General features: G+C 47.2%; 21 protein-coding genes, 1 tRNA gene and 1 pseudogene. 10 read left to right on the forward strand and 13 right to left on the reverse strand.

Features of this window, described 5'->3' with window-relative positions; translation table 11 throughout:
• Positions 1 to 13: 13 nt before the first annotated feature.
• The 5 genes from JWH17_RS01895 to JWH17_RS01915 are packed head-to-tail and all read right to left on the reverse strand — an operon-like array spanning position 14 to position 5,014.
• Positions 14 to 466, reverse strand: coding sequence for a 4Fe-4S dicluster domain-containing protein (locus JWH17_RS01895; protein ID WP_205220869.1), 453 nt, complete (start codon positions 464 to 466; stop codon positions 14 to 16).
• Entirely contained in the window at positions 463 to 2,577 is a 2,115-nt protein-coding gene (locus JWH17_RS01900; protein WP_205220870.1) for a molybdopterin-containing oxidoreductase family protein, read from the reverse strand. Before JWH17_RS01900 ends, JWH17_RS01895 begins: the two co-directional genes overlap by 4 nt.
• A gap of 45 nt (positions 2,578 to 2,622) precedes the next feature.
• Positions 2,623 to 2,982, reverse strand: a complete 360-nt coding sequence (locus JWH17_RS01905; RefSeq protein WP_205220871.1) for a response regulator — start codon at positions 2,980 to 2,982, stop codon at positions 2,623 to 2,625.
• A 2-nt stretch (positions 2,983 to 2,984) separates the two neighbouring features.
• On the reverse strand, positions 2,985 to 4,550 hold the full coding sequence (locus tag JWH17_RS01910) for a PAS domain-containing sensor histidine kinase (RefSeq protein ID WP_205220872.1): 1,566 nt from the start codon (positions 4,548 to 4,550) through the stop codon (positions 2,985 to 2,987).
• Positions 4,547 to 5,014, reverse strand: coding sequence for a hypothetical protein (locus JWH17_RS01915; protein ID WP_232370834.1), 468 nt, complete (start codon positions 5,012 to 5,014; stop codon positions 4,547 to 4,549). Before JWH17_RS01915 ends, JWH17_RS01910 begins: the two co-directional genes overlap by 4 nt.
• Before the next feature lie 170 nt (positions 5,015 to 5,184).
• On the opposite strand from JWH17_RS01915, the gene JWH17_RS01920 reads away from it, so the two are divergent.
• Positions 5,185 to 5,469, forward strand: coding sequence for a hypothetical protein (locus tag JWH17_RS01920; protein ID WP_205220873.1), 285 nt, complete (start codon positions 5,185 to 5,187; stop codon positions 5,467 to 5,469).
• Here the strand turns inward: JWH17_RS01920 and JWH17_RS01925 are convergent.
• From JWH17_RS01925 to JWH17_RS24845, 7 genes are all read right to left on the reverse strand, one after another.
• Positions 5,445 to 6,032 carry a class I SAM-dependent methyltransferase gene (locus JWH17_RS01925; RefSeq protein WP_205220874.1) on the reverse strand — a complete coding sequence of 196 codons (588 nt, stop codon included), beginning with the start codon at positions 6,030 to 6,032 and terminating at the stop codon, positions 5,445 to 5,447. The two genes, JWH17_RS01920 and JWH17_RS01925, sit on opposite strands and share 25 nt — an antisense overlap.
• A gap of 723 nt (positions 6,033 to 6,755) precedes the next feature.
• On the reverse strand, positions 6,756 to 7,706 hold the full coding sequence (locus JWH17_RS01930; RefSeq protein WP_205220875.1) for a radical SAM protein: 951 nt from the start codon (positions 7,704 to 7,706) through the stop codon (positions 6,756 to 6,758).
• A gap of 405 nt (positions 7,707 to 8,111) precedes the next feature.
• On the reverse strand, positions 8,112 to 9,263 hold the full coding sequence (locus JWH17_RS01935) for a sodium ion-translocating decarboxylase subunit beta (RefSeq protein WP_205220876.1): 1,152 nt from the start codon (positions 9,261 to 9,263) through the stop codon (positions 8,112 to 8,114).
• Positions 9,264 to 9,284: 21 nt separating this feature from the next.
• Positions 9,285 to 9,668 (reverse strand): biotin/lipoyl-containing protein, encoded by a 384-nt coding sequence (locus JWH17_RS01940; protein WP_205220877.1) that lies wholly within the window; start codon positions 9,666 to 9,668, stop codon positions 9,285 to 9,287.
• A gap of 35 nt (positions 9,669 to 9,703) precedes the next feature.
• On the reverse strand, positions 9,704 to 10,063 hold the full coding sequence (locus tag JWH17_RS01945) for an OadG family transporter subunit (RefSeq protein WP_205220878.1): 360 nt from the start codon (positions 10,061 to 10,063) through the stop codon (positions 9,704 to 9,706).
• Between the two features lie 11 nt (positions 10,064 to 10,074).
• Positions 10,075 to 11,628: an acyl-CoA carboxylase subunit beta gene (locus tag JWH17_RS01950; RefSeq protein ID WP_205220879.1), complete on the reverse strand. Its 1,554-nt coding sequence runs from the start codon at positions 11,626 to 11,628 to the stop codon at positions 10,075 to 10,077.
• 837 nt (positions 11,629 to 12,465) lie between these two features.
• Positions 12,466 to 12,828 carry a hypothetical protein gene (locus tag JWH17_RS24845; RefSeq protein ID WP_205220880.1) on the reverse strand — a complete coding sequence of 121 codons (363 nt, stop codon included), beginning with the start codon at positions 12,826 to 12,828 and terminating at the stop codon, positions 12,466 to 12,468.
• 419 nt (positions 12,829 to 13,247) lie between these two features.
• Between JWH17_RS24845 and JWH17_RS01960 the strand changes: the two are divergent.
• Positions 13,248 to 13,628: pseudogene (locus tag JWH17_RS01960) on the forward strand (tyrosine-type recombinase/integrase); the annotation flags it as partial.
• A 30-nt stretch (positions 13,629 to 13,658) separates the two neighbouring features.
• Here the strand turns inward: JWH17_RS01960 and JWH17_RS01965 are convergent.
• Positions 13,659 to 13,745, reverse strand: a tRNA-Leu gene (locus JWH17_RS01965).
• A gap of 578 nt (positions 13,746 to 14,323) precedes the next feature.
• On the opposite strand from JWH17_RS01965, the gene JWH17_RS01970 reads away from it, so the two are divergent.
• From JWH17_RS01970 to nusB, 8 genes are all read left to right on the forward strand, one after another.
• Positions 14,324 to 15,280, forward strand: coding sequence for a bifunctional riboflavin kinase/FAD synthetase (locus tag JWH17_RS01970; protein WP_205220881.1), 957 nt, complete (start codon positions 14,324 to 14,326; stop codon positions 15,278 to 15,280).
• Between the two features lie 239 nt (positions 15,281 to 15,519).
• A complete protein-coding gene (locus tag JWH17_RS01975; protein WP_205220882.1) occupies positions 15,520 to 16,152 on the forward strand; it encodes a tetratricopeptide repeat protein in 633 nt (210 codons plus the stop codon).
• Positions 16,153 to 16,157: 5 nt separating this feature from the next.
• On the forward strand, positions 16,158 to 17,306 hold the full coding sequence (locus tag JWH17_RS01980) for a DVU0298 family protein (protein WP_205220883.1): 1,149 nt from the start codon (positions 16,158 to 16,160) through the stop codon (positions 17,304 to 17,306).
• On the forward strand, positions 17,296 to 17,895 hold the full coding sequence (locus tag JWH17_RS01985) for a tetratricopeptide repeat protein (RefSeq protein WP_205220884.1): 600 nt from the start codon (positions 17,296 to 17,298) through the stop codon (positions 17,893 to 17,895). The genes JWH17_RS01980 and JWH17_RS01985 overlap by 11 nt, the downstream gene beginning before the upstream one ends.
• Positions 17,896 to 17,903: 8 nt before the next feature.
• Positions 17,904 to 18,557, forward strand: coding sequence for a riboflavin synthase (locus JWH17_RS01990; RefSeq protein WP_205220885.1), 654 nt, complete (start codon positions 17,904 to 17,906; stop codon positions 18,555 to 18,557).
• 67 nt (positions 18,558 to 18,624) lie between these two features.
• Positions 18,625 to 19,869 (forward strand): bifunctional 3,4-dihydroxy-2-butanone-4-phosphate synthase/GTP cyclohydrolase II, encoded by a 1,245-nt coding sequence (locus tag JWH17_RS01995; RefSeq protein ID WP_205220886.1) that lies wholly within the window; start codon positions 18,625 to 18,627, stop codon positions 19,867 to 19,869.
• A gap of 26 nt (positions 19,870 to 19,895) precedes the next feature.
• Complete coding sequence (gene ribH, locus JWH17_RS02000) at positions 19,896 to 20,363, forward strand: 6,7-dimethyl-8-ribityllumazine synthase (RefSeq protein ID WP_205220887.1); 468 nt, start codon at positions 19,896 to 19,898, stop codon at positions 20,361 to 20,363.
• A gap of 78 nt (positions 20,364 to 20,441) precedes the next feature.
• Positions 20,442 to 20,870 carry a transcription antitermination factor NusB gene (nusB, locus tag JWH17_RS02005; protein WP_205220888.1) on the forward strand — a complete coding sequence of 143 codons (429 nt, stop codon included), beginning with the start codon at positions 20,442 to 20,444 and terminating at the stop codon, positions 20,868 to 20,870.
• The last annotated feature ends 119 nt before the right edge of the window (positions 20,871 to 20,989 follow it).

Below are 20,989 nucleotides of genomic sequence, written 5' to 3' on the forward strand. Positions count from 1 at the left end.
CTAACAGAAGACATTAAGTCGTCTGCAGGGTTACCAGTTGCAGGGCATGGGTGGTGCACTTGGTTACACAGGCAGGCTTGAGGCCTGCATCGAGACGGTCCATGCACAAATCACATTTAACGGCTTTGCCTGTCGCTGGATTCATGACGGGTATTTCCCACGGACATGCTTTTTGGCAGGCCATGCATCCTATGCATTTATCCTGATCAATATAAACAATACCGTCCTCGCGCTGGATCATGGCATCTTTAGGGCAGACCGGAACGCACAGTGGATCTTCACAGTGCCTGCAAGCAGAGAAGGTGATCTCTGTTTTTGGAATCCCACCCACCTTTTGTAAAGGAGTGCAGCTGATGTCACAGAGGATGGGACCTACCGGCAGGTTTTTGTTCACTTTGCAGTGCACCGTACATCCATGGCAGGCAATACATCTGCGGCTGTTGAGATGAATCATATATTTTTTCACAGTTCCACTCTCCTCTTGGTGTTGCGGATACTCTTTGTTACATAGACAAAGGCGTCACATAGATTGACTCCGCCTCCGGCCTGATCCCACTCATCGAGTTTACCGACCATCAACTTCTGGTCGCTGATGCCGGCCATGAAACTCCTGCTCTGACGGGGAATTTCTTTGCCGAATCCATGGACGGTAAACACTGCCTCTGGATGCACATGATCGGTTACATGCGCTTCTGCTGTGGCATTGTAGGATCTATCAGCAGAGGAAAGTTCCACCAGATCCCCTGTTTGAATGTCTAGTTTTTTGGCCTGCTTGGTGTTGATCCAGACTGTATTGGTCGGCATCAGCTCAGACAGCAACGGGTTGTTGGTGGTATGTCCCTGGGTGTGCACTGCCACCTTGCCGTAGATGAGACGGAACATACCTTTTTTGGGTATTTCAGGAGCTTCAAATGGTTTTAAGGACGGGAGTCCCGCCTTGTCCAGTTTTTCACTGACGATTTCAATTTTACCGCTTGGGGTCTTGAACTGACCATCGAGTTTATCGCGATCAAAGAACACTTGCTCTTCGCTTAATTCGATAAAACCTTTTTCATCAAAGTCAGCCATGGTATAGCCAGTGGGCTCAAGCTGCCATGCCCACAACTCATCCATGGTTTTGAACGGGAAGGTCTCTTCCAGGCCTAGGCGAGAGGCCAGACCGGTAAATATCTCGCAGGAAGACTTGGTGTCCCATTTTGGTTCTACTGCCCTACGGCGAACTGCAAGTCGTGGTTTGAGTCCTTTTTGCTGGACAATGGGGGTGTCTCTTTCGAGATAGGTTGATTCCGGAAGGATAACGTCACTGTACCAGCCGAACTCACTGTAGTTGACATCAATGGAGACCAGGAGATCGCATTTATCCAGCGCCCGTTTTTGTTGCTCTGGATCAGGCATGCCGCTGAACAGATCATGCCGCATGGCGATCCAGGCCTTGATGGGGTAGGGATCCTCCTTGAGCATGTTGTTGAAAAACAGATGTGCAAGACCAGGACCCTTGTCAAAGTGATTGTATTTCCAACCAATACCGTCGCCGCGTTTGATATCCGGCTTGGCACAATCTATGGAACGGATACCTTTTTTACCGCAGTCGCCGGCCCCTTTGGGGATGAACAGGCCGCCTTTCATCTCAATATTGCCCATCAGGACATTGAGAATATGCATGGCGCGGCTGGCGTAAAAAGAGTCTTTGTAGCGGGCCAGGTTCCACCCCGGATGAAAAATAACGTTGGGCCGGTCTTCCCCTATTTCCTCGACAAAGGCCAACAGATCCTTTTCCTTAATATTGCATTCTTTGGCTGCCCAGGCTGGAGTGTACTGTTCGATGAAACTGCACAGTTCATCAAATCCGGTGACGTAGTTGCTAATAAACTCTTTGTCGTAATAACCTTGTTTGATCACCTGATGGATGACACCAAGGGCGAGAGCATAATCCGTTCCCGGACGGACCTGGAAAAAGCGAGTAGCCTTGGCGCCGGTCATGGTCTGGCGAACATCGACGTAGGTCAGGCGGCCGCCGTTATCCAGCATATCCAGGGTCTGGTTGTTCTCGGCAATACGTAGTGCCGAGAACATGTCGCGGCCGAAAAGCACCAGGTGTTTGGCATTTTTTATGTCATAAGCAAAGCCTTTACGACCAACGCCATTAATGGAAAGACTTGCATGGTGGGTGTTTCGGCCACAGGTGCAGTCGTGATTGGTATAGTTGGGAGAGCCAAAGGCATGGATAAAGGCTTTGTACATACCTTGCCAGGGACCGCCACGGCTTGAGAGTACGACCGATTCCGGACCATATTCGCTTTTGATGCGCTGCAGCTTTTCCGCCACGTAGTCCAGTGCCTCTTCCCAACTTGCCTCGCGCCAGCGTCCGGCACCGCGTGCACCCTCACGGATGAGCGGCTGCTGGGGGCGCTGGGTATCATTGAGCAGGGCTACGCCGGCAGAACCTTTGGCACACAGGGCTCCGTCCAGCTGATGCGGGTTGCCCTCTATCCATGTTACTTCGTTATTTTCAGACTCCACCCGGATAGGACAGCGAACTGTGCACATCCCGCATATGGAGTAAACTGATTGTTTCATACAACTCTCCTCGTTTTCTTTTTCGAATGTGAAAATTGTCGTTTTTTAGCCGGCAAGAACGTCTGTTACTTTTTCTTTCAGCTCACTTATATCAATCGGTTTCACACAGTACTCACCTGCTCCCAGCTCAATCGCAGTTCGGGCTGTTTCAAGGGTAGGATAACCGGTCAACATGATCGCCTTTAACTCAGGCTTGAGCTTTTTCATTTCTTCAAGAACCTGGATGCCGTTCATTTTCTTTAGCTTGATGTCAAGGATGGCCAGGTCGACGTGATTTTTCCCCACGTGGTCTATTGCCTCCTGCTCCTCAGTGAATGTTTGTACGTTATGCCCCTGACGGGTAAGTACTTTTTTGACGAGAACCACTGCGTCCTGTACGTCATCCAATACGAGTATTTCAGCCATTGTTAGGTATTCTCCCTGGTTGTGCTGTCTGCTGCTGCACTCAGCGGCAGACGAATATGAAATGCGGTTCCGTTAATCTCTTTGCCGGTTTTCGGATCATTTACCGGACTCTCCACGGTGATGGTGCCGCCATGCTCCTGAATGATGCCATAGATGACTGACAGGCCGAGACCCGTGCCTTTTCCAACGGCTTTGGTGGTGAAAAACGGATCAAATATTTTGTTTTTAATTTCATCGGGGATACCCGTGCCGGTATCCATGACTGTGATTTGTACAGTGTCCTGGTTTTCCTGGGTGGAGATAATGATCTGGCCACCTCCTTTTTCCGCCAGGGCGTACTGGGCATTATTACAGAGGTTGATAATTACTTGGCGCAGCTTTTCGGTATCCCCTGTCACTTGCGGCAGTTCCGGGGAAAAATGGCGGATAACCTCAACCTGCTCAATGTTTAAAGAGTGCTCGGTCACGGCTAATACTTCTTCGATAAGAGCGTTGATATCCAGTGCTGTCTTGACGCTTTCCGCCTGGCGGGAAAACTTGAGCAGGTCGGCAACGATTTTGCGACATGCTTTGGTTTGGCGCTCCATTACTTCAAGGTTGGTGTAAGCTTCGCTTCCTTGCTCATAATCATCCATCATCAACTGCGTATAGCCGAGGATGATGCCCAGAGGGGTGTTGATCTCGTGAGCTACTCCTGCTGCCATTTCACCGACAGAAGCCATTTTTTCACGATTAATGAGTTGGTCGGTGATAGTTTTCAATCTGGTCATATCCTTTCCTATTCCTTCACAACCGACCATGTTGTTGTTTTCGTCGTACACGGTATTGGATGTGAAAAGAATATTGCGGATGGAACCATCCCTGCCTTTGCACTCTATTTCCAGGTCACGAACAAAGCCGTTTTTTTTCAGCTCTCCCACGTACCGCTCACGGTCATCTTTATTGACAAAGAGATCGAAAAAACTAACTTTTTCCAGTGATTCGTCTATGTCCAGCAGTCTTCTTCCACTGCTGTTAACGCTGGAAAGGTAGCCAAGTTCGTCGCAAAAATAGATGATATCTTTGGAATTTTCGAAGAAGTTGCGCAGCTTTTTTTCTGATTTGGAAAGGTTGCGAGTACGCTCTTCCACTATTTCTTCAAGGTGCGTGTTGAGCAGCTTAAGCTCGGTGGCACTGGCAAACAGTCTGGTGTTGGCATCGGACAGCTTTTCCGCTTCTGATCGGATCGCTTTATAGGCATCAAGGCCTTTATGGTAATAAATAGTAACCGCAGCCGTAGAGATAATCAGCATGGTGTTGAAACCACCTGAATAGGGCGAAAGCTGTTTCCAAAAAGCCCCATATCCACTGAATACCAGTAAAATGCGGGCAATGTGACCGACGCCACGGGACAGGGAGAAGGCCGCCATTGCAACGCAGAAATAAAAGAGAAAGCCCCATATAAAGTTATTGGGTTCTATTTTTACCAAGATTCTAGAGTAGCGCAGAGCCATGAAGGACAGAAAAATAGCAAGCCCTGAGCCACATATATCGATTATATTTGCAGGCAACAGAGAGAGGGCGTTCATTTATCAGCCTCTCTTTGGGCATCTTTGCTTAAGCTCCGCAGGCCGATAACCAAAGCCAGCAAGGCAGGCACATACAGCAGATGATCCATTTTAGTAATAAAATACACCATCTTGATTGGCGTGATAGGTCCTGCTACCTGCTCGTTCCAACTCGCTTTGTCTATGAAATCAGAGGGATTCAGGAGGCGGGCACTTTCATGGCCGACCAGGGCCAGCATATTCCATCCGGCAAAAAGGATGCAGAACAGCTGCAGGTAGTGCCATCCCTTGTTGCTCAACTCTGGAGTACGGCGGGTATGCCAGTACAGATAGATTAATGCTCCTGTGAACAATACATGAGACATTTGGTGTACATAAAGTCCCTCAGGGGCGCCATGGGGCTGTAGCGCCCAAGCATGGTCTGGGACGAGCAGCAGGGCAACAATGAATAACCCTGTATGTCGGATGGTGGATAGCATTTTCATAGGCGTCTCATTTTGTTGAGTTAAAGGCACTATTCATGCCAAGCGTGAAGGGTTTCGTGATAGAGTCTGTGTTTTAGCCCTAAAATCTATGGGTTAGTGGAGTTGCTTTTTCCTGTAAACAAATTGTTTTTTTTTCAACTTGATGTGTTCACTGAAAATGTGCAACCCAAATGTTGCAGTTTGAGGTGTTTTATAGAGAACAAGCACTGGGTATCGACTGTATAGCTGCGAATGCAGCAATTTTAGCGTGGCCGGAAAAAGGCAGTAATATAGTGCAACTTTTCTGGCGCACTGTTTTTTTCTGTAATAAATTCAGTGCACTGTATAGTCTCTTTGCTCGAGAGGAAGAGATGGGTGCAACCCAAGTGTTGCGGTTTGGTATGGTAAAAGAGGTGTGGTGTATACTCAGTTGCCGAGACGGGGATGATAGTCAGGTCTTACGACTGAGCAGGTAACCTAACCAGACATCACTGGGATATATGGGTGAAATGTTTTTTGAAAAATGGACAGGTTGTAATCCTACATCCGAGAAAACCGCTTCCAGTTGGTTACGTTGCCATAGGCTGAACGTTCGTCCTTGGTGTGTTACCGATGTTGCTTTTCCCTGTTTAAGGGACAGGTACATATAACCATCTTTGTTGAGGCCATCCAGAATGCGTTTTAATACAGCAGGGAGTTTTAGATGCGGCAGATGGACAAGCGATCCTACCAGAAGGATGGCGTCACACTCAAGGTCCGAAAAATTATATGTTTCAAAATTCGCAACAATAACCTGGCAACCGGAGTGGATGGTTGCAAGTTCGGCCATGTGTGGTGCACGCTCCAATCCTTGTACGTGATAACCTTTTTGCTTTAGCCACAGTATGTCTCTTCCTGATCCGCACCCCACATCCAGTATTTTGGCTCCAGGTGACAATCGTTTAGTGACCACGGTGAGAAAGGGGGTAGGGTCGATATTGCATGTCTGCTTATAATAACTCTTGGCGTTTGTTTCGTAATAATCAAATGTATGTTTCATGGTAGGGGAGGTCCTTTTGGGGATTCTCACGTAAAGAAAACTCGTTTGAGCCGGATTAGCTGGAAAAAAGGTGAATGAGGTAAGCAGAGATTTGGAGCACTGCTGAACGGTGACGGTTCGGGGTAAGTTGACGGTTTTAGCCCGGATTTCTCATCAGTTCAGGCCGTGCCAGGTTCAAAGTTTTTGGTAATGAATAGGTAAGCGTAGACTCCGGGTAAGCGTAGACTCCGGGTAAGCGCAGACTCCGATAGTCGCCTATATTCATTGCCAAAATACTGCAGAAAATGGTGCCGGATGGACTAACCTTTGGTGAACATTGTCAAAAACTTTCAACTTCATCTTAGTTTGTATAACGTATAACCTAAATCTTGCATGTCAAACATGACAAAAACGCTTTTAGTTATGTTTTTCCAGACTGTTATCGGTTTTATCAACAAGAAATCAGTTCACTTTTAATGTGAGTTAGGTTTAAGAGCATTTTTTTCATGCTTGCCACCCTTCGGGATTGCCGATTTTACCGAATCTGCTTTGTTTGCGCACACTTGAAGTACTACAGTACGTCTGCGTGTACGCAGCCTCGCACCTTCGGCAAACTTGGCAATTGCAGGATTTAGGTATAAAATTTTTGCAATTTGGCAGGTTGACACAATGTTCATGAGAAATTCTGGTTAGTTGCAGCAGCACCGCCCTTTGAGTGAAAAAAGGGCGGTGGTAGGTAGTGCGTCAATTGTCGGAGAATTTGTTTTTCGCTTGATAGAAAAGACCTCTTTCCTGCCGAACTGCTTCTATCTTTCCTTGTTCTTCAAGTGAGCCGAGGTATTTATTAATTTCGTTAACATGGGATCCCAGGATGCTTGCTAGATCTTCGAGTGTGCAGGGCCTTCGCATGATTGTCTCAACAATGGCAGCTTCCATATCATTTCGATAAGAGCTGACACCTTTTCGTTGGGGAGCAGCTGCAATAATCTCAACTGGAATCGGTTTGAAAAAATCAGCGATTCGTTGCATCGTTTCCTGGTCTGCAGCTCGAATGCCCGGGATGACTCCCGGACGATCAAGGGTGTTCAGCTGCACCAGATCAGGATTTATTTTTTGGACAGCGGCTTTTAAGGCAGCAAGTTCCTGGGGACTGTCGTTGGAGCCCGGGAGTATGAAAATTTCCAGGTTGAATGTTCCCGTAAATTCATTGCTGAAAGATGCCAGGCCTTCAATGTAACTCTCCGGAGTAATTGAAGCATGGGGACGATTAATGGTTTGCAGGGCAGAGGCTGATGCCGCGTCCAGAGAGGGCATAACAAGATCAGCATGAAGCAGTGCCTTTCTTACCTCTTCCCGGCCGAGGAGGGTTCCGTTGGTCAGGACGGCTATAGAGACATGGGGCTTATGGTCGCGGATAAAGGCAAGGACTTCTCCTATCCGTGAGTTGAGCGTGGGCTCACCAGCACCAGAAAAAGTTATATAGTCAGGATCCGGATTGTTTTGAAAATAATCTTCAAGCTCTTTAAGTACCTCGTCTACCGGAATATATTCCTGCCGTTCCATGGTGAGGTTGGTTGTTTCACCACATTCACAATAGATACAGTCAAGAGTGCATGTCTTGTGAGGAACAAGATCTACGCCCAGGGAAATACCTAGTCGACGTGAGGGCACTGGGCCAAATAAATAATTATACATCGTTATACCTTGCAAACGGTTTACAGGGGCTCCCCCTGATGGCATTGATTTGTGTACTTACTTTTGCAAAATACCACTTTTAGTTTTGGCGACAAGGTATATTGCAGCTGTATTCCCCAGCGGGTAGAGAATTGGGGAGATGAAAGGTAATTGATACTTGTTTGTATGGTGTTTTAACCTGTGCAATAAATGGGGTCAGAGTATAATTAAAACGTGCCGAAAGAGAGCCTTTAATTTTACTCCGACCCCATTTGTTGACAATTTTAGCATTAAGGTAAGGCCGTGCTTTGAATATACGGTTTATAGAACCTGAAAATGGGCATTCTCAAAATCGACTTGATTACGATTAATGTAACCGAATGCCCACTTTTACAGCAGGGTCACAATATTCATGAAAAACCCAGGTTAACCCATTGACGAGATAAAGTAGCCTGCAGCAAGGGCACTGCCGATGACTCCGGCAACATTGGGGCCCATGGCGTGCATAAGCAGAAAATTGGATTTGTCCGCCTTTTGCCCCTCCACATGGCTTACCCGAGCAGCCATGGGAACCGCTGAGACACCTGCTGAACCGATTAAGGGATTTATTTTATTCTCCCGCCAGACAAGATTCATAAGCTTGGCCATAAAAACTCCTGATGCCGTGGCAATCCCAAAGGCAAAGATGCCGAGCACCAGTATGCCCATAGTCTTGGCATCGAGAAAATTCGCTGAAGACATTTTCAGGCCAACAGTCAGGCCAAGAAAGATCGTGACAATATTAATAATCTCATTTTGCGCAGCTTTAACCAATCGCTCGGTAACACCGCACTCCCGCAGGATATTGCCAATAAAAAGCATGGAAATTAGAGGAGCTGCATCAGGCACACAAACCAGACAAAACACCATCACCACCAAAGCAAAGACCAGTTTTTCCAACCTCCCTACCTGGCGCAGCGATTTCATCCGAATACAACGTTCCTTCTCTGTGGTGAGCAGCCTCATGATGGGCGGTTGAATTACAGGGACCAAGGCCATATACGAATAAGCAGCCACAGCGATCGCTCCCATGAGATCAGGTGCAAGCTTATTGGCAACAAAAATTGAGGTCGGCCCATCTGCTCCACCTATAATACCGATAGCGGCGGCTTCAGTAAGACCAAAAAGGCCACTGGATGCCGCCCCTAGAAAAGTGGCAAAGATACCAAACTGAGCAGCTGCACCTAAAAGCAGGGTCTTTGGATTGGCAATGAGCGGCCCGAAGTCCGTCAGTGCGCCCACACCTAGAAAAATAATTGGTGGGAAGAGCTCCAGCTTGACGCCCTGCTGGATATAATAAAACAGGCCGCCAACTTCAATCAGGTGCCCCGCTTCATAGACAGGTTCTTTAAGAATAATATGCTCTATGGGGAGGTTGGCAAGCAGGGCACCCATGGCAATAGGCACCAACAAAAGCGGCTCATACTGCCTACCTATACCCATGTACAGCAACGCAGCCACAATCACCCACATAAAACACATTTGCCAGGTCAGTAAGGAAAACCCTCCGGCCTGGAGGGTAGCAAGTATTTGTTCCATAATAAGGTCTCCTTTGACCTATCAAGCAATGGTCATGAGAGCCTGTCCTTCTTCAACACTTTCTCCCTGGCTAACATTCACTTCTGTTATTTTGCCTGATGAGGGAGCGGTCACCTCTGTGTTCATTTTCATTGCTTCCAGCACCAGAAGTACTTCACCCGCAGCTACCTCACTTCCTGCCGGCTTCGCTATAGAGACAACAGTTCCGGCAATGGGGCTTGGCACAACTCCAGATGTGCCGCTACTCACAACTTTTGTTTTTGGCGCTGCGGTGGGAGTCACGACGGTGGCTGCTGCTTCAACGGCTGCAGGAGCGGCAGACGAAGCAGTTTGCTGATCATCAAGGATCTCTGCTTCAACCTCATAGGTTTGGCCGTTTACGGTGATACGCATTCTTTTTTTCATGGGTAATTCTTCCTATATATACAAATATTGTGAGATTATCTAAAACTATGCGAGTGCAGGTGTTGCCTGCGACCTTCACGGCCCCAGTTTGCACTTGCATTGCGGATAGATACCAGACGATACTGGCTACCTAGCATCAGCGTAACTGCAGCAGTAATCGCAACTAGGTGTTCTTCCGGTAGCTGATCCGGATGACCAGCAGGTGGTGCAGGAGTGGGAACGAGTTTTTCTGTGGCAGAAAGAGCGGCAGTATTCTTTTTTTTCTGGCTGCAAAACCAGAAGCCGATAGCTGTCACCACCAGCCAGAGTACCGTCAGCACCAACATTACAAATAAAAAACCAGATAAATACGGAATTGCATCGGTAAAGCCAGGTGTTGTTGCAATGTTTTCCATAATCGCTCCTTTTACAGCGGAATATTGCCGTGCTTTTTCGGTGGGCGGGTTTCCCGCTTGGAGTACAGGCTCCGCAAACCAAGAGAAATCATTCCTCTGGTTGAGGCTGGGTTAATGACATCAGTAATGAGGTCATTTTCGGCAGCCTGATAGGGTGAGGCGAACTCTTCTCGGTACTGTACGTTGAGCTCAGCCATGAGCTCTTCGGGATGTTCTGCATCTTTAAGTTCCTTGCCATAAATGATCTTTACGGCGCCATCTGCCCCCATGACCGCGATCTCCGCTGTTGGCCAGGCATAAACAAGATCAGCACCCAAATCTGAGCTGCACATGGCAAGGTAAGCACCTCCATAAGCCTTACGCATAATCAAGGTGATTTTAGGCACAGTAGCTGCTGCATAGGAAAAAAGCATTTTGGCGCCATGGCGGATAATGCCGCCCTGCTCCTGGGCAAGCCCTGGAATAAACCCGGGTACATCTACCAGGGTGACTATGGGAATCTGGTAAAGATTACATACCCGGATAAAACGTGCCCCTTTGTCAGAGGCATCAATATCCAGACAACCGACCTTATAGGCTGGCTGGTTAGCCACAATGCCGACCACCATGCCATCGATTCTTGCAAAACCTATGACCAGATTTTTGGCAAAATCCTTCATGATCTCAAAAAAACTGCCCCGGTCCACCAGCAAATCAATCACCTTAAGGACATCAAAGGCCATTTTGGGATCTTCAGGAATCAGCTCGTTAAAACCCTCTTCTTCCTCAAGGATGATCTGCTCAGCGAGTTGGTGCGGTGGTTCATCTATGTTATTTAGCGGTAGGTAGGAGAGCAACGCTTTGGAAAGCTCAAGAGCGTGGTGGTCATTTTCGGCTACCAGGTGAATATTACCACTCACCGATGCGTGGGCTGCTGCACTCGCAAACTGCTCAAGCTCCGCTTTTTCACCAGTGGCACTCTGAATGACCTGCGGCCCGCAGATGAACATATTGGAATTTTCTCTTGTCATGATAAGAAAATCGGTTAGTGCCGGTGAATATGCTGCACCACCGGCACAAGAGCCGGCAATCACCGATATCTGTGGTATCAAACCGGAAGCCTGGACATTTCGGAAAAAAATCTGACCATAACCAGAGAGCGCCTGTACCCCTTCCTGAATACGTGCGCCACCGGAGTCGTTTACACAAACTACTGGAATCCCTGCCTTCATGGCATAATCCATGAGGTGGCAGATCTTTTTAGCATGGGTGTGGCCCAGAGACCCGCCACTGACGGTAAAGTCTTGCGCGTAGGCCGCAACCTGCCGACCATCGACATAGCCAATACCGGTAACCACACCATCACCTGGAAGATTTTTTTTCTCCATGCCAAAGCCGCGGGCACTGCTCTTGGCGTGCATGCCAAGCTCCTGGAATGAGTTGGTATCAAACAGGATGTCAAGCCGCTGCCTTGCTGTCAGCAGCCCTTTTTCCTTCATTTTGGCCAGTTTGGCCTTGCCCCCGCCTTCAAAGGCTGCCTGCCTTCTGCGATTGAGCTTCTCCAATAACGTGGGATCAATTGCCATGATTATTGACCTTGTTCAATTTTGTTAATGAATTTGATTATATTGTATTTACTTCGACCTCAACAAAATCTTACAATCGAAGCTTATGTTGGAGTACGTAGGAGTGTTTATAAATGAGTTGGTAGGCTTTGCAAAGACAAAGCTAAATATTTTTCAGGTAACGGTAACATGAGTCAATCTGACACACTGCTCCCAGTGGATTATAGCCTCACTTAAAGTAGCAATATTAGAACGTTTTAACCCGGATTTCTCATCAGTGAAGTTTTTCTCAGATCGAGGCGCAGGACACGCAGCAGGTAAGGTAGACTCCGATAGTAAGCTACCGGAAATGGCCTGCGACAAAGAGTCTGCGCAAAAATCCGCTGACCCGGAGGGTGAGTTTTGTTGATTATCGACGAAAAAACAGTCTGTTTTTTTAGCACTACCGTATTTTCTATAAATATCAAAAGCTTAAGTCGAAAAACAAAAAACTCATGAGAAATTCGGGTTAAAGCATCCCTCATCTGAATTGAGGGGCAACTCTTTGGGCCTTTACCGCCGGATTTACGGCAATAACGCTCGGGCCAGTCATAAGGACACACGGCACATTGGGGGTAGGAATCAGACATGGGGATCTCCTTAATAAGGATTTGAGTTTTTATTCTAAAGTCGTGAAAAGATACTACTGCAGACCTCGTAAAATGGGTTCCGAGATGACCTGATTTTTGGATACTTTTTAGGATGGATTATCTCCAACTTCTAAAACCAGCCATTAGCCCGATGGAAGCCGTGCGCCAAGGGAAGTTAATTTGAGACAAAGCTGCTCCTGGGCTGCCCGACAGGGCAATTGCATCAAACTCATTGTCCAAACACGACCCTCGCCGAGTAGTTGTCATCCCACCCAGCCTTGAGTCTCTTGTTTTTGACTTCAAGCTTGGCAGTTTTCTCCCGGCGCATAAGGGTAAGAGTTATGTGTCTTAAAACTGCCAGATTCTCAGGACCTTCTTTTGCGTACCCTTGATTCATCTTCACGGAAGGCCACGTCCGAAACCCAATGGAGTGAATTGAGAGGTTCACGCACCGTTCTGCGAGAGGCTGGGGGTGTGATTCCTTCGGCCTACTCTCCATTCGCTGCATTATGTGCTTGATGTTGTTTTTCGAGAAGATGAATGCAGGATTAGAAAAGGTAATGCTCTCGAAAATTTCGCTGGGTTGCGCCATATAGCGTGCAACCTGTTACAGCGGGAGAAAACAAAAATGAGTATCGAACAGAAATAATTCAGATCAGCTTGCGATAACACATTCCATGCAAAGGTGCTATTTAGCTGAGAATTTTATGCCCTTGCCCTGCCCTCAGCTGGAGTGATTTCTGAAAGGGACGACGCCGCACCTTTTATACAGAAGGCCGAAAAGCTCTGCTCCAAGCCTTTGGAGTTAATCATTAAAGTGATGCTCCACGGTGGATTACGGTTGGGTGAGGCGATAGCGCTCAAAGCTGAAAACCTGGACTATAATAAACGGGCATATCACGTTAAGGAAACCCTACAAACGCGGTACATTTTCAAAGCCCAAGTCAGGGAACACTCGCTGGTGAAGATTTACCAGATTTTTTACTTCAGGGGTTACGCCAGCAGGAACTTTCCTTAAAGAAGGAAAAGTTAAACAATGGAAGATCTGCTGATATCAGCCTGTTGTTTCCAGATAAAAAGAAGCTTGGCCGACCGTACAGCCACAGAAAGGTCCAGGGAGCTATGCGCAAGATTTGCGCAAGTGCCAATATAAAACGAACAAGCCCACACGATCTTCGACATACTTATGCCAGTTGGTTACTAATGGATCATCACAGTCCTGCTTATGTCCAAAAACAGCTTGGACACAGCTCCATTGAAATTACTGTCGGAACCTATAGTCATTGGATGGATGGGCACGGAAGACCTGACGTGGACACTGCTTTACGGGTTGAGCAGCCATCAGGAGAAAAACGCATATTACCGCATATACCAAAAGAAAAAGCCTTGTAATCGGTGAGGACTACAAGGCTTTTACGTTTTTGGTGCCGAAGAGAAGACTCGAACTTCCACGGGCGTGCGCCCACTAGACCCTGAACCTAGCGCGTCTACCAATTCCGCCACTTCGGCAATGCGAGGGAGAATATGCTCGCAGATCGCATTTTTGTCAAGTATTTATTTGTCAGCAAGATGAATAAAAACAAAGAATATGGTCTGGTTCATTGTGGGACCGACTGTTTGTAATTGATATATGGGGAAAAGGAGAATCGTGGATGAAAAAGACAATTTCACCATTTTCAACGTCCCTAGTGCGTCCGGAGAAATTAATTAAGCTGGGAAGGTTGAGTAGAAGCGACAAATGGAAAATGAAGGATTTGCTTGTTTCTCTGAATTAGGGTACATATGCCTTCTTTTTCAAACACAGTTTCATTTTGTTGTTATGTTTCTCTTGTCAGGTAGTGAAAAATATAGGGTAACAGAGTTGCCACGGAAGTTATTGGCGCTTACTATACTTATACATTACCTGACCTGCAGATATTTACTACGCTCTTCATTGTGAATGAACCATAGTTTCGGCGCTGCAAAGGAAAAGGGTAGCAGCGTTACAGAAAATTATGGATGCACTTCAGAACCTCAAATCTATCGGCCTCACTTCGGCCTAGCAAAATCAGGGGTAAATTCATCTTCCAGGTGGGTAGGCGGCATGTATGGAAATTTATACTGATCTAAAAGATATAAAGGCTCCTTTTCCTCATGCCCATGTCACTATCGGTAATTTTGATGGTGTTCATTTAGGGCACAAGGTCTTGTTTGACACGGTTGTTGAGCGTGCCCGCGTGCATAAAGGAACAAGTGTTGCCGTAACATTTTCCCCTCACCCGCTAAAGGTCCTCAGTCCCAATGGGATTCGTCTTATTTCAACCACCAATCAAAAAATCGAGCTGATTGAAAAATCCGGGATCGATGTGCTGGTGATTATCCCGTTTTCACGAGAAGTGGCCGCTGTTACTGCTATGGATTTTCTTGATCATGTCCTGATTGATACAATAGGGATGCAATACCTGGTGGTCGGGTACGACTACGCCCTAGGTAAAGGAAGGCAGGGGAACATAACTTTTCTCAAAGAGCAGGGCGAGAAGAAAGGCTTTCCGGTACAGGTTGTGGAGGCGCAATACGTGGGGGGAGAAATCGTATCAAGTTCAAAAATACGGGAGTTGGTCGCTGCAGGACGAATGCGTGATGTCCACAAGTTACTTGGCAGGTTTTACCAAATTCGTGGTTTGGTTCAGCCGGGACACCAAAGAGGGCGGAAGTTGGGATTTCCAACCGCTAATCTGTGCATTTCTGAAGAAGATCTCTGTCCTAAAACCGGCGTGTATGTCACCCAGGTGCTGTATGGCGGTAAGCAGTATGGAGGTATCTCCAATATTGGTTACAATCCGACCTTTGGGCAGAATAAATTGATTGCCGAGACGCATATATTTCATTTCAACGCCGACATCTATGGTCGCCCTTTAAAAATCAATCTTCTCCGACATTTGCGGGCGGAAATAGCCTTTGACGGACCTGACAGCCTGATTAGACAAATCAGTAAGGATATAGCTGTTGCGCATAAGGTGCTGGCAAAAGCAAGAGAAAAAAAACTGATAGCTCATCATTCATGATCATTTGCCAAACAATGCAAGGTTGGCGGAAGGGGGGTGAATTATTCCCTTTCAGAGCCTTGCTTCCTGCTGGTTTATGCCTATAATGTACGCTGCTTTGCTTTTTTAAAGTTTTTTTTAAGTAGAATTTTACGTTCTTTTTTTAATCCAGGCTTTTTTTTGTTGGAAAAAGTGCGGTGTCGATACCTAATAATCGTATATTGCGATATTTTTTATAACCAAGATACAAAGGGTTTTTTATGTCTGAGGTGGAAAAAAAGACTGATTTAGCTACCGTAATCAGTGATTTGGAAAAAGTTGTAAAAGAGAAGCCGGAAAACGTCGTGGCCAGGCACCACCTGGGACTGGTATACCGTCAGGTAGGCCGTATTGAGGATGCAATTTTCCAGCTTGAAAAAGCACTTGAACTGGACAATCAGTCCATGGAAAGCCTGATCAATCTCGGAGCAATTTATTTTGATCAGGGAGATACCAAAAAAGCGCTTGAGCTTAATGAACAGGCACTTGCCATTTCACCGAAAATGGCAGAGGCGCATGTTAATATAGGTTTGATTCGTCAGCATCAAAATGATGTTGCTGAAGCCATTAAGAGTTATTCTCTGGCTATTCAAATTGATCCAAAATTGATAACTGCATGGATAAATTTGACTTCTGCATACACCATGAACGAGGAAGACGCAAAAGCGGTTGAAGCAGCGAGAGAAGCCGTCACCTTAGAGCCGGATTCAGCCATGGCAAGAAATAACCTTGCAGTTGCTTTGTATTTTAAAGGTGACTATGCAGAGTCCAAACAAAATTTAGAAAAGGCCAAAGAGCTTGGTTACTCGATTGATTCCAGGTTTGTTGACGCACTTAACGAAAAACTTGGATAAACATCATGGCAAATAAAGGTGAATCCAATCTCAAGCCATGGTGTCCTTTTTGCGGGATGGATATTGGTCGCCCCACAGATGCTGTTCAGCGAAAGTTGAACGAATTCCCAATGGGAAGATGTGAGTGTGGAGCAGTGTATGTCTGTGATGCGACCGGGCACAATGTCGGCGCTGCTATGGTTGAGTGCCTTGTCAATGCCTGCAATGACGAATGGGATCTTGCCTGGGAGTTGGTCGCAGAAGAAGACTATCTTACCGGGCGCATCGAAGACTACGATGATATCTCCCATCAGGTCTGTCCGAAACGCAACATCGATGGACGTGCTGCGCGGGGGGTACTTTTTTTTATCCGTTTGCACAAGGGGCTTGCTGAGATTGTTGAGCGGTACGATCAAAACCAGCAGAAACTTGCCAAAGCACCCAGGGGCGAGGGTGCTGCAGGCAGCACTATTCGAGAATTAGAGCCTGAACGCGATCCGAAACGAACCCGAAAACGGGCGAGTAAAAAACAGGTCAAGGAACTGGCTGAAAAGGGGGATTTGGATGGACTCGTCGACCTTTGTTTTGATGACAAGCGAACCCTGCGTTTTCTGCAACGTCTTCTTTATGAGCCTGTAGCGAAAGATCGATATAATATAGCCTGGACAATGGGGGAAGTCTGCGCAAGGATCTCCACCCGTGAGCCGGCACCGGTCGCAGATCAACTGCACCGATTATTTCAATCGTGCTCGGATTCGGCGTCAACGTCATGGGGGATGGTCGAGGCCATTGGTGCCATTGTAGCCTGTAGACCGGATATCTACGGTGCATTCACACGGCATTTGTATAATTTTTTAAATGATTCCGCTACCCAGGAAGCTGTTCTTTGGGGCCTTGGTGAGATTGCTACAACCCGCCCTGATCTTATCCGGAAAACGCCTTTTTACTCGCTTTTCGGCTTGCTTGGCCATGAAAAGCCTGAAATCCGGGCTCTTGTGGCACGTATGCTTGGTAGGATTTCAGCTAAAGAGGCCGGTCTGCAGCTGCTACCGTTACAGCAGGATCAAACTCCGATACTAATTTTTGAGCAGGGGCAGCCGCTGGAAACATCTGTCGCCGAGGTGGCTGCAACCGCTATAGAGAATATCCATAAGGGAGAAAAAAATGGTGAGTGATTCCATTCAGTCTATGGATTCCATAAGACCGATGACTGAAGATATGAATAGGGAAAATGAACTCAAAAATCCTGCCAGGCGAGATTACATGGCAGGGAGAAAACATTTTTCCGGAGGAGACTATACCCAAGCTGTTATCTGTTTTCATAATGCCTTGCTTGGCTTCGAAGAGGACGGTGATACTCAAGGAGTAGCCAATGCCGCTGACAGACTGGGCGACACCTGTATGATCCGCGAAGAATACGAGATGGCTGTAAAGCATTTCAAACGTGCTGCTGAAATTTGTGAACAGGAGGACGATTCTTTTTCGCAGACATCTTTGCACAAAAAAATGGTTGTCGCCTACAGGAAAATGGGTGAGCCGGACAATGCCTTTGAATTGCTTTTTGATATCCTGGAACATTACCGATTAATCAGTAACCCAAAAGGCGTCGTCGAGACACTTGAAACCATCGGCAAGTTATATGAAGAGACCGGTGACGCTGCCAACGCTGCTGATACCTATCGAACCATATCCGGCATTCATGCTAATTTTAAGCATGAACGGCTGGCGCGGGAATTTGAAGAGCGTGCAGACGCCCTGAAATAAGGTTTGCTATGTTTACCGGTATTGTTCAAGGGTTTGGTACTGTAGTGGAGAAGCGAGCTGCAGGCGGAGGTGCGGTGTTCGGCCTGGAGGCGGATTTTGATTTAACCGACCCTCAAGAAGGGGAGTCTATAGCCGTTAATGGCGCCTGCCTAACAGCCAGAAATATCGCCGGTAACCGTTTTCTTGCGGATGTCTCCCCGGAAAGTTTGTCCCGTACAGGAATGGGGAGTCTGACCGTCGGATCGAGGGTAAATCTCGAGCGTGCACTTCGTCTAAGTGACCGTTTAGGTGGTCATCTTGTCAGCGGTCATATAGACGGATTGGCTACGGTTGAAGAGCGACGAACTGTGGGTGACTTCACCTTGTTCATCTTTTCTTTGGACCCGGGTTTGACAAAGTATGTTATTGAAAAAGGATCAATAACCATTAATGGCGTCAGTTTAACGGTGAACAGTTGCGAGCATTCCCGTTTCTCGGTATCTATTATTCCACATACGTTGTCCACAACTACGCTGGGCGATTTGAAGCAGGGGGATAAGGTGAATATCGAGGTGGATATCATCGGCAAATATGTGGAAAAACTGCTTGGTGGAAATGTTAATGCCCAAAGCGGAAAAAGTGTAATCAGTTCCTCTTTTCTTGCTGAGCATGGTTTTTTGTAATTTACCCAAACAGCGCAATACGAAAAAGTAATGTTGGGATTTTCATGGTCCCACAAGAGAGCACACGATGGCTGTCAGTTCAATTGAAGAAGTAGTTGAGGATATTAGGGCCGGTAAAATGGTAATCCTGGTTGATGATGAAGACCGGGAAAATGAAGGTGACCTCTGTATGGCTGCGGAAGCAGTCACGCCGGAAGCTATCAATTTTATGGCAACGCACGGCCGTGGGTTAATTTGCCTTGCAATGAGCCCGGATATTATCGAGCAGCTTGGTCTGCCGATGATGGTGTCAAATAATCAATCACCGTACGGAACCGGATTCACTATCAGTATCGAAGCTCGAACCGGCGTCAGCACTGGTATATCTGCTGCTGACCGGGCGAGAACAATCGAAGCCGCGGTTGCACCCGATGCAACTCCGCGTGATATAATCAGCCCTGGTCATGTTTTTCCACTGCGAGCTCGCGAAGGAGGAGTACTTGTTCGTACCGGACAGACAGAAGGGTCTGTAGATCTTTCGCGAATAGCAGGCATGAGAACTGCTGCGATTATTTGCGAAATCATGAACGAAGACGGCACAATGGCGAGGATGCCTGATCTTGAGGTGTTTGCTAAGGAGCATGACATAAAGATTGCGACTATAGCTGATCTGGTAGCTTATCGTCTCACCAAGGATACATTGGTAACTCGTGCGGCCGAAGCTCGTCTGCCGACCTTCCACGCAGGACAGTTCAAAGTCATTGCCTACACCAACGAGGTGGATCATGACGAGCACGTTGCCCTTGTAATGGGCGAGTTTAGTCCTGATGAGCCGGTCATGGTTCGAGTACATTCAGAGTGTCTTACCGGTGATGTATTCGGCTCAGCACGATGCGATTGCGGCTCTCAGTTGCATGCTGCTATGCGGATGGTTGAACAGGAGGGCAAGGGCGTTATTCTGTATATGCGGCAAGAGGGGCGTGGCATCGGTCTTGTTAACAAGCTGAAAGCATACGAACTTCAGGATGTGGATGGGCTGGACACCGTAGAGGCAAACACTCGTCTCGGCTTTAAGCCTGATCTTCGTGACTACGGGATGGGGGCACAGATGCTTCGCGATCTGGGAGTACGCAAGATGCGTCTGCTGACGAACAACCCTAAGAAAATAATCGGTCTTGAAGGGTATGGACTGGAGGTTGTGGAAAGGCTACCGATCGAAGTGCCCGGTGATAAGGATAATAGGAATTATCTCAAGACTAAACGAGATAAAATGGGGCATATGCTTGAGTTGTATGGTGAACTGCCAATTGGCTATGTGCGCAATGAGCCCTGAGAATTGAATAGTATATAGGATTGATAATGGCAAATTATATTGAAGGAAATTTACAGGGTACTGGACGAAAGATCGGCATTGTTGTTGCGCGATTCAACTCTTTTATTTGTGAGAAATTACTTGAAGGTGCATTGGACAGTTTAACACGATCCGGTGTCAACACTGATGATGTTGATGTTGCCCGGGTCCCAGGCGCATTTGAAATCCCGCTCGTTGCACAAAAAATGGCCAAATCAGGCAAGTATGATGCTGTTATCTGCATCGGAGTAGTCATCCGAGGGGCAACCCCGCATTTTGATTTTGTCGCAGGGGAAGTCGCCAAAGGGTCGGCCCAGGTTATGCTTGATACCGGCGTGCCTGTTCTTTTCGGCGTTTTGACGACCGAGACCATTGAGCAGGCAATAGAACGTGCCGGAACCAAGGCGGGCAACAAAGGGTCGGATGTAGCCGTTGCTGCACTTGAAATGGTCAACCTCATGGAAGCCGTCGGCTGATCAATGTTTGCTATGGTGATCTGTCTGGATGGTCGTTTTTATAGAGTGATTAAGAAACAGTACGTAAGGGCGGTTTGAATGGGATTACGACGTAAATCAAGAGAATTGGCCCTTCAGTTTCTGTATGGTCACGATTTTCAGAAGTGTTCTTGCGCTCCTGAAGCCGTGGCCGAGTCGCTGGATGTTTTTTGCCAAGTATTTGAAACAAACAAAAGAGCCCTACCGTACGGGAGCGAGCTTGTGCAGGGACTCTGCAAATACCGGGATGGTATAGATGAGCTTATTGCCAAGCATTCGCACAACTGGCGGGTGGAAAGGATGTCTGTGGTGGATCGAAACATCTTGCGCATTGCCGTATATGAAATGGAGTATGGCCGTGACGTGCCCAATCAGGTCGCCATCAATGAAGCGCTTGAAATTGCAAAGCGCTATTCTGTAAAGGAGTCGATAGCCTTTATCAATGGGATTCTCGATTCAGTTCAGGCTATGCTTGTCTCAAAGCAGTAGCCCCAAAAAACAGTTTCTTTCTCTTCTTATGTAGTTCCCTCTCTATCCCCGCATGACAGTAACTGCGGGGATATTTTGATTTTTATTTTCAAATAGTGTAGACCGTCGGGCACCGGTCG

The organism is Desulfogranum marinum (genome assembly GCF_016918565.1).
Classification (GTDB): domain Bacteria; phylum Desulfobacterota; class Desulfobulbia; order Desulfobulbales; family Desulfobulbaceae; genus Desulfogranum; species Desulfogranum marinum.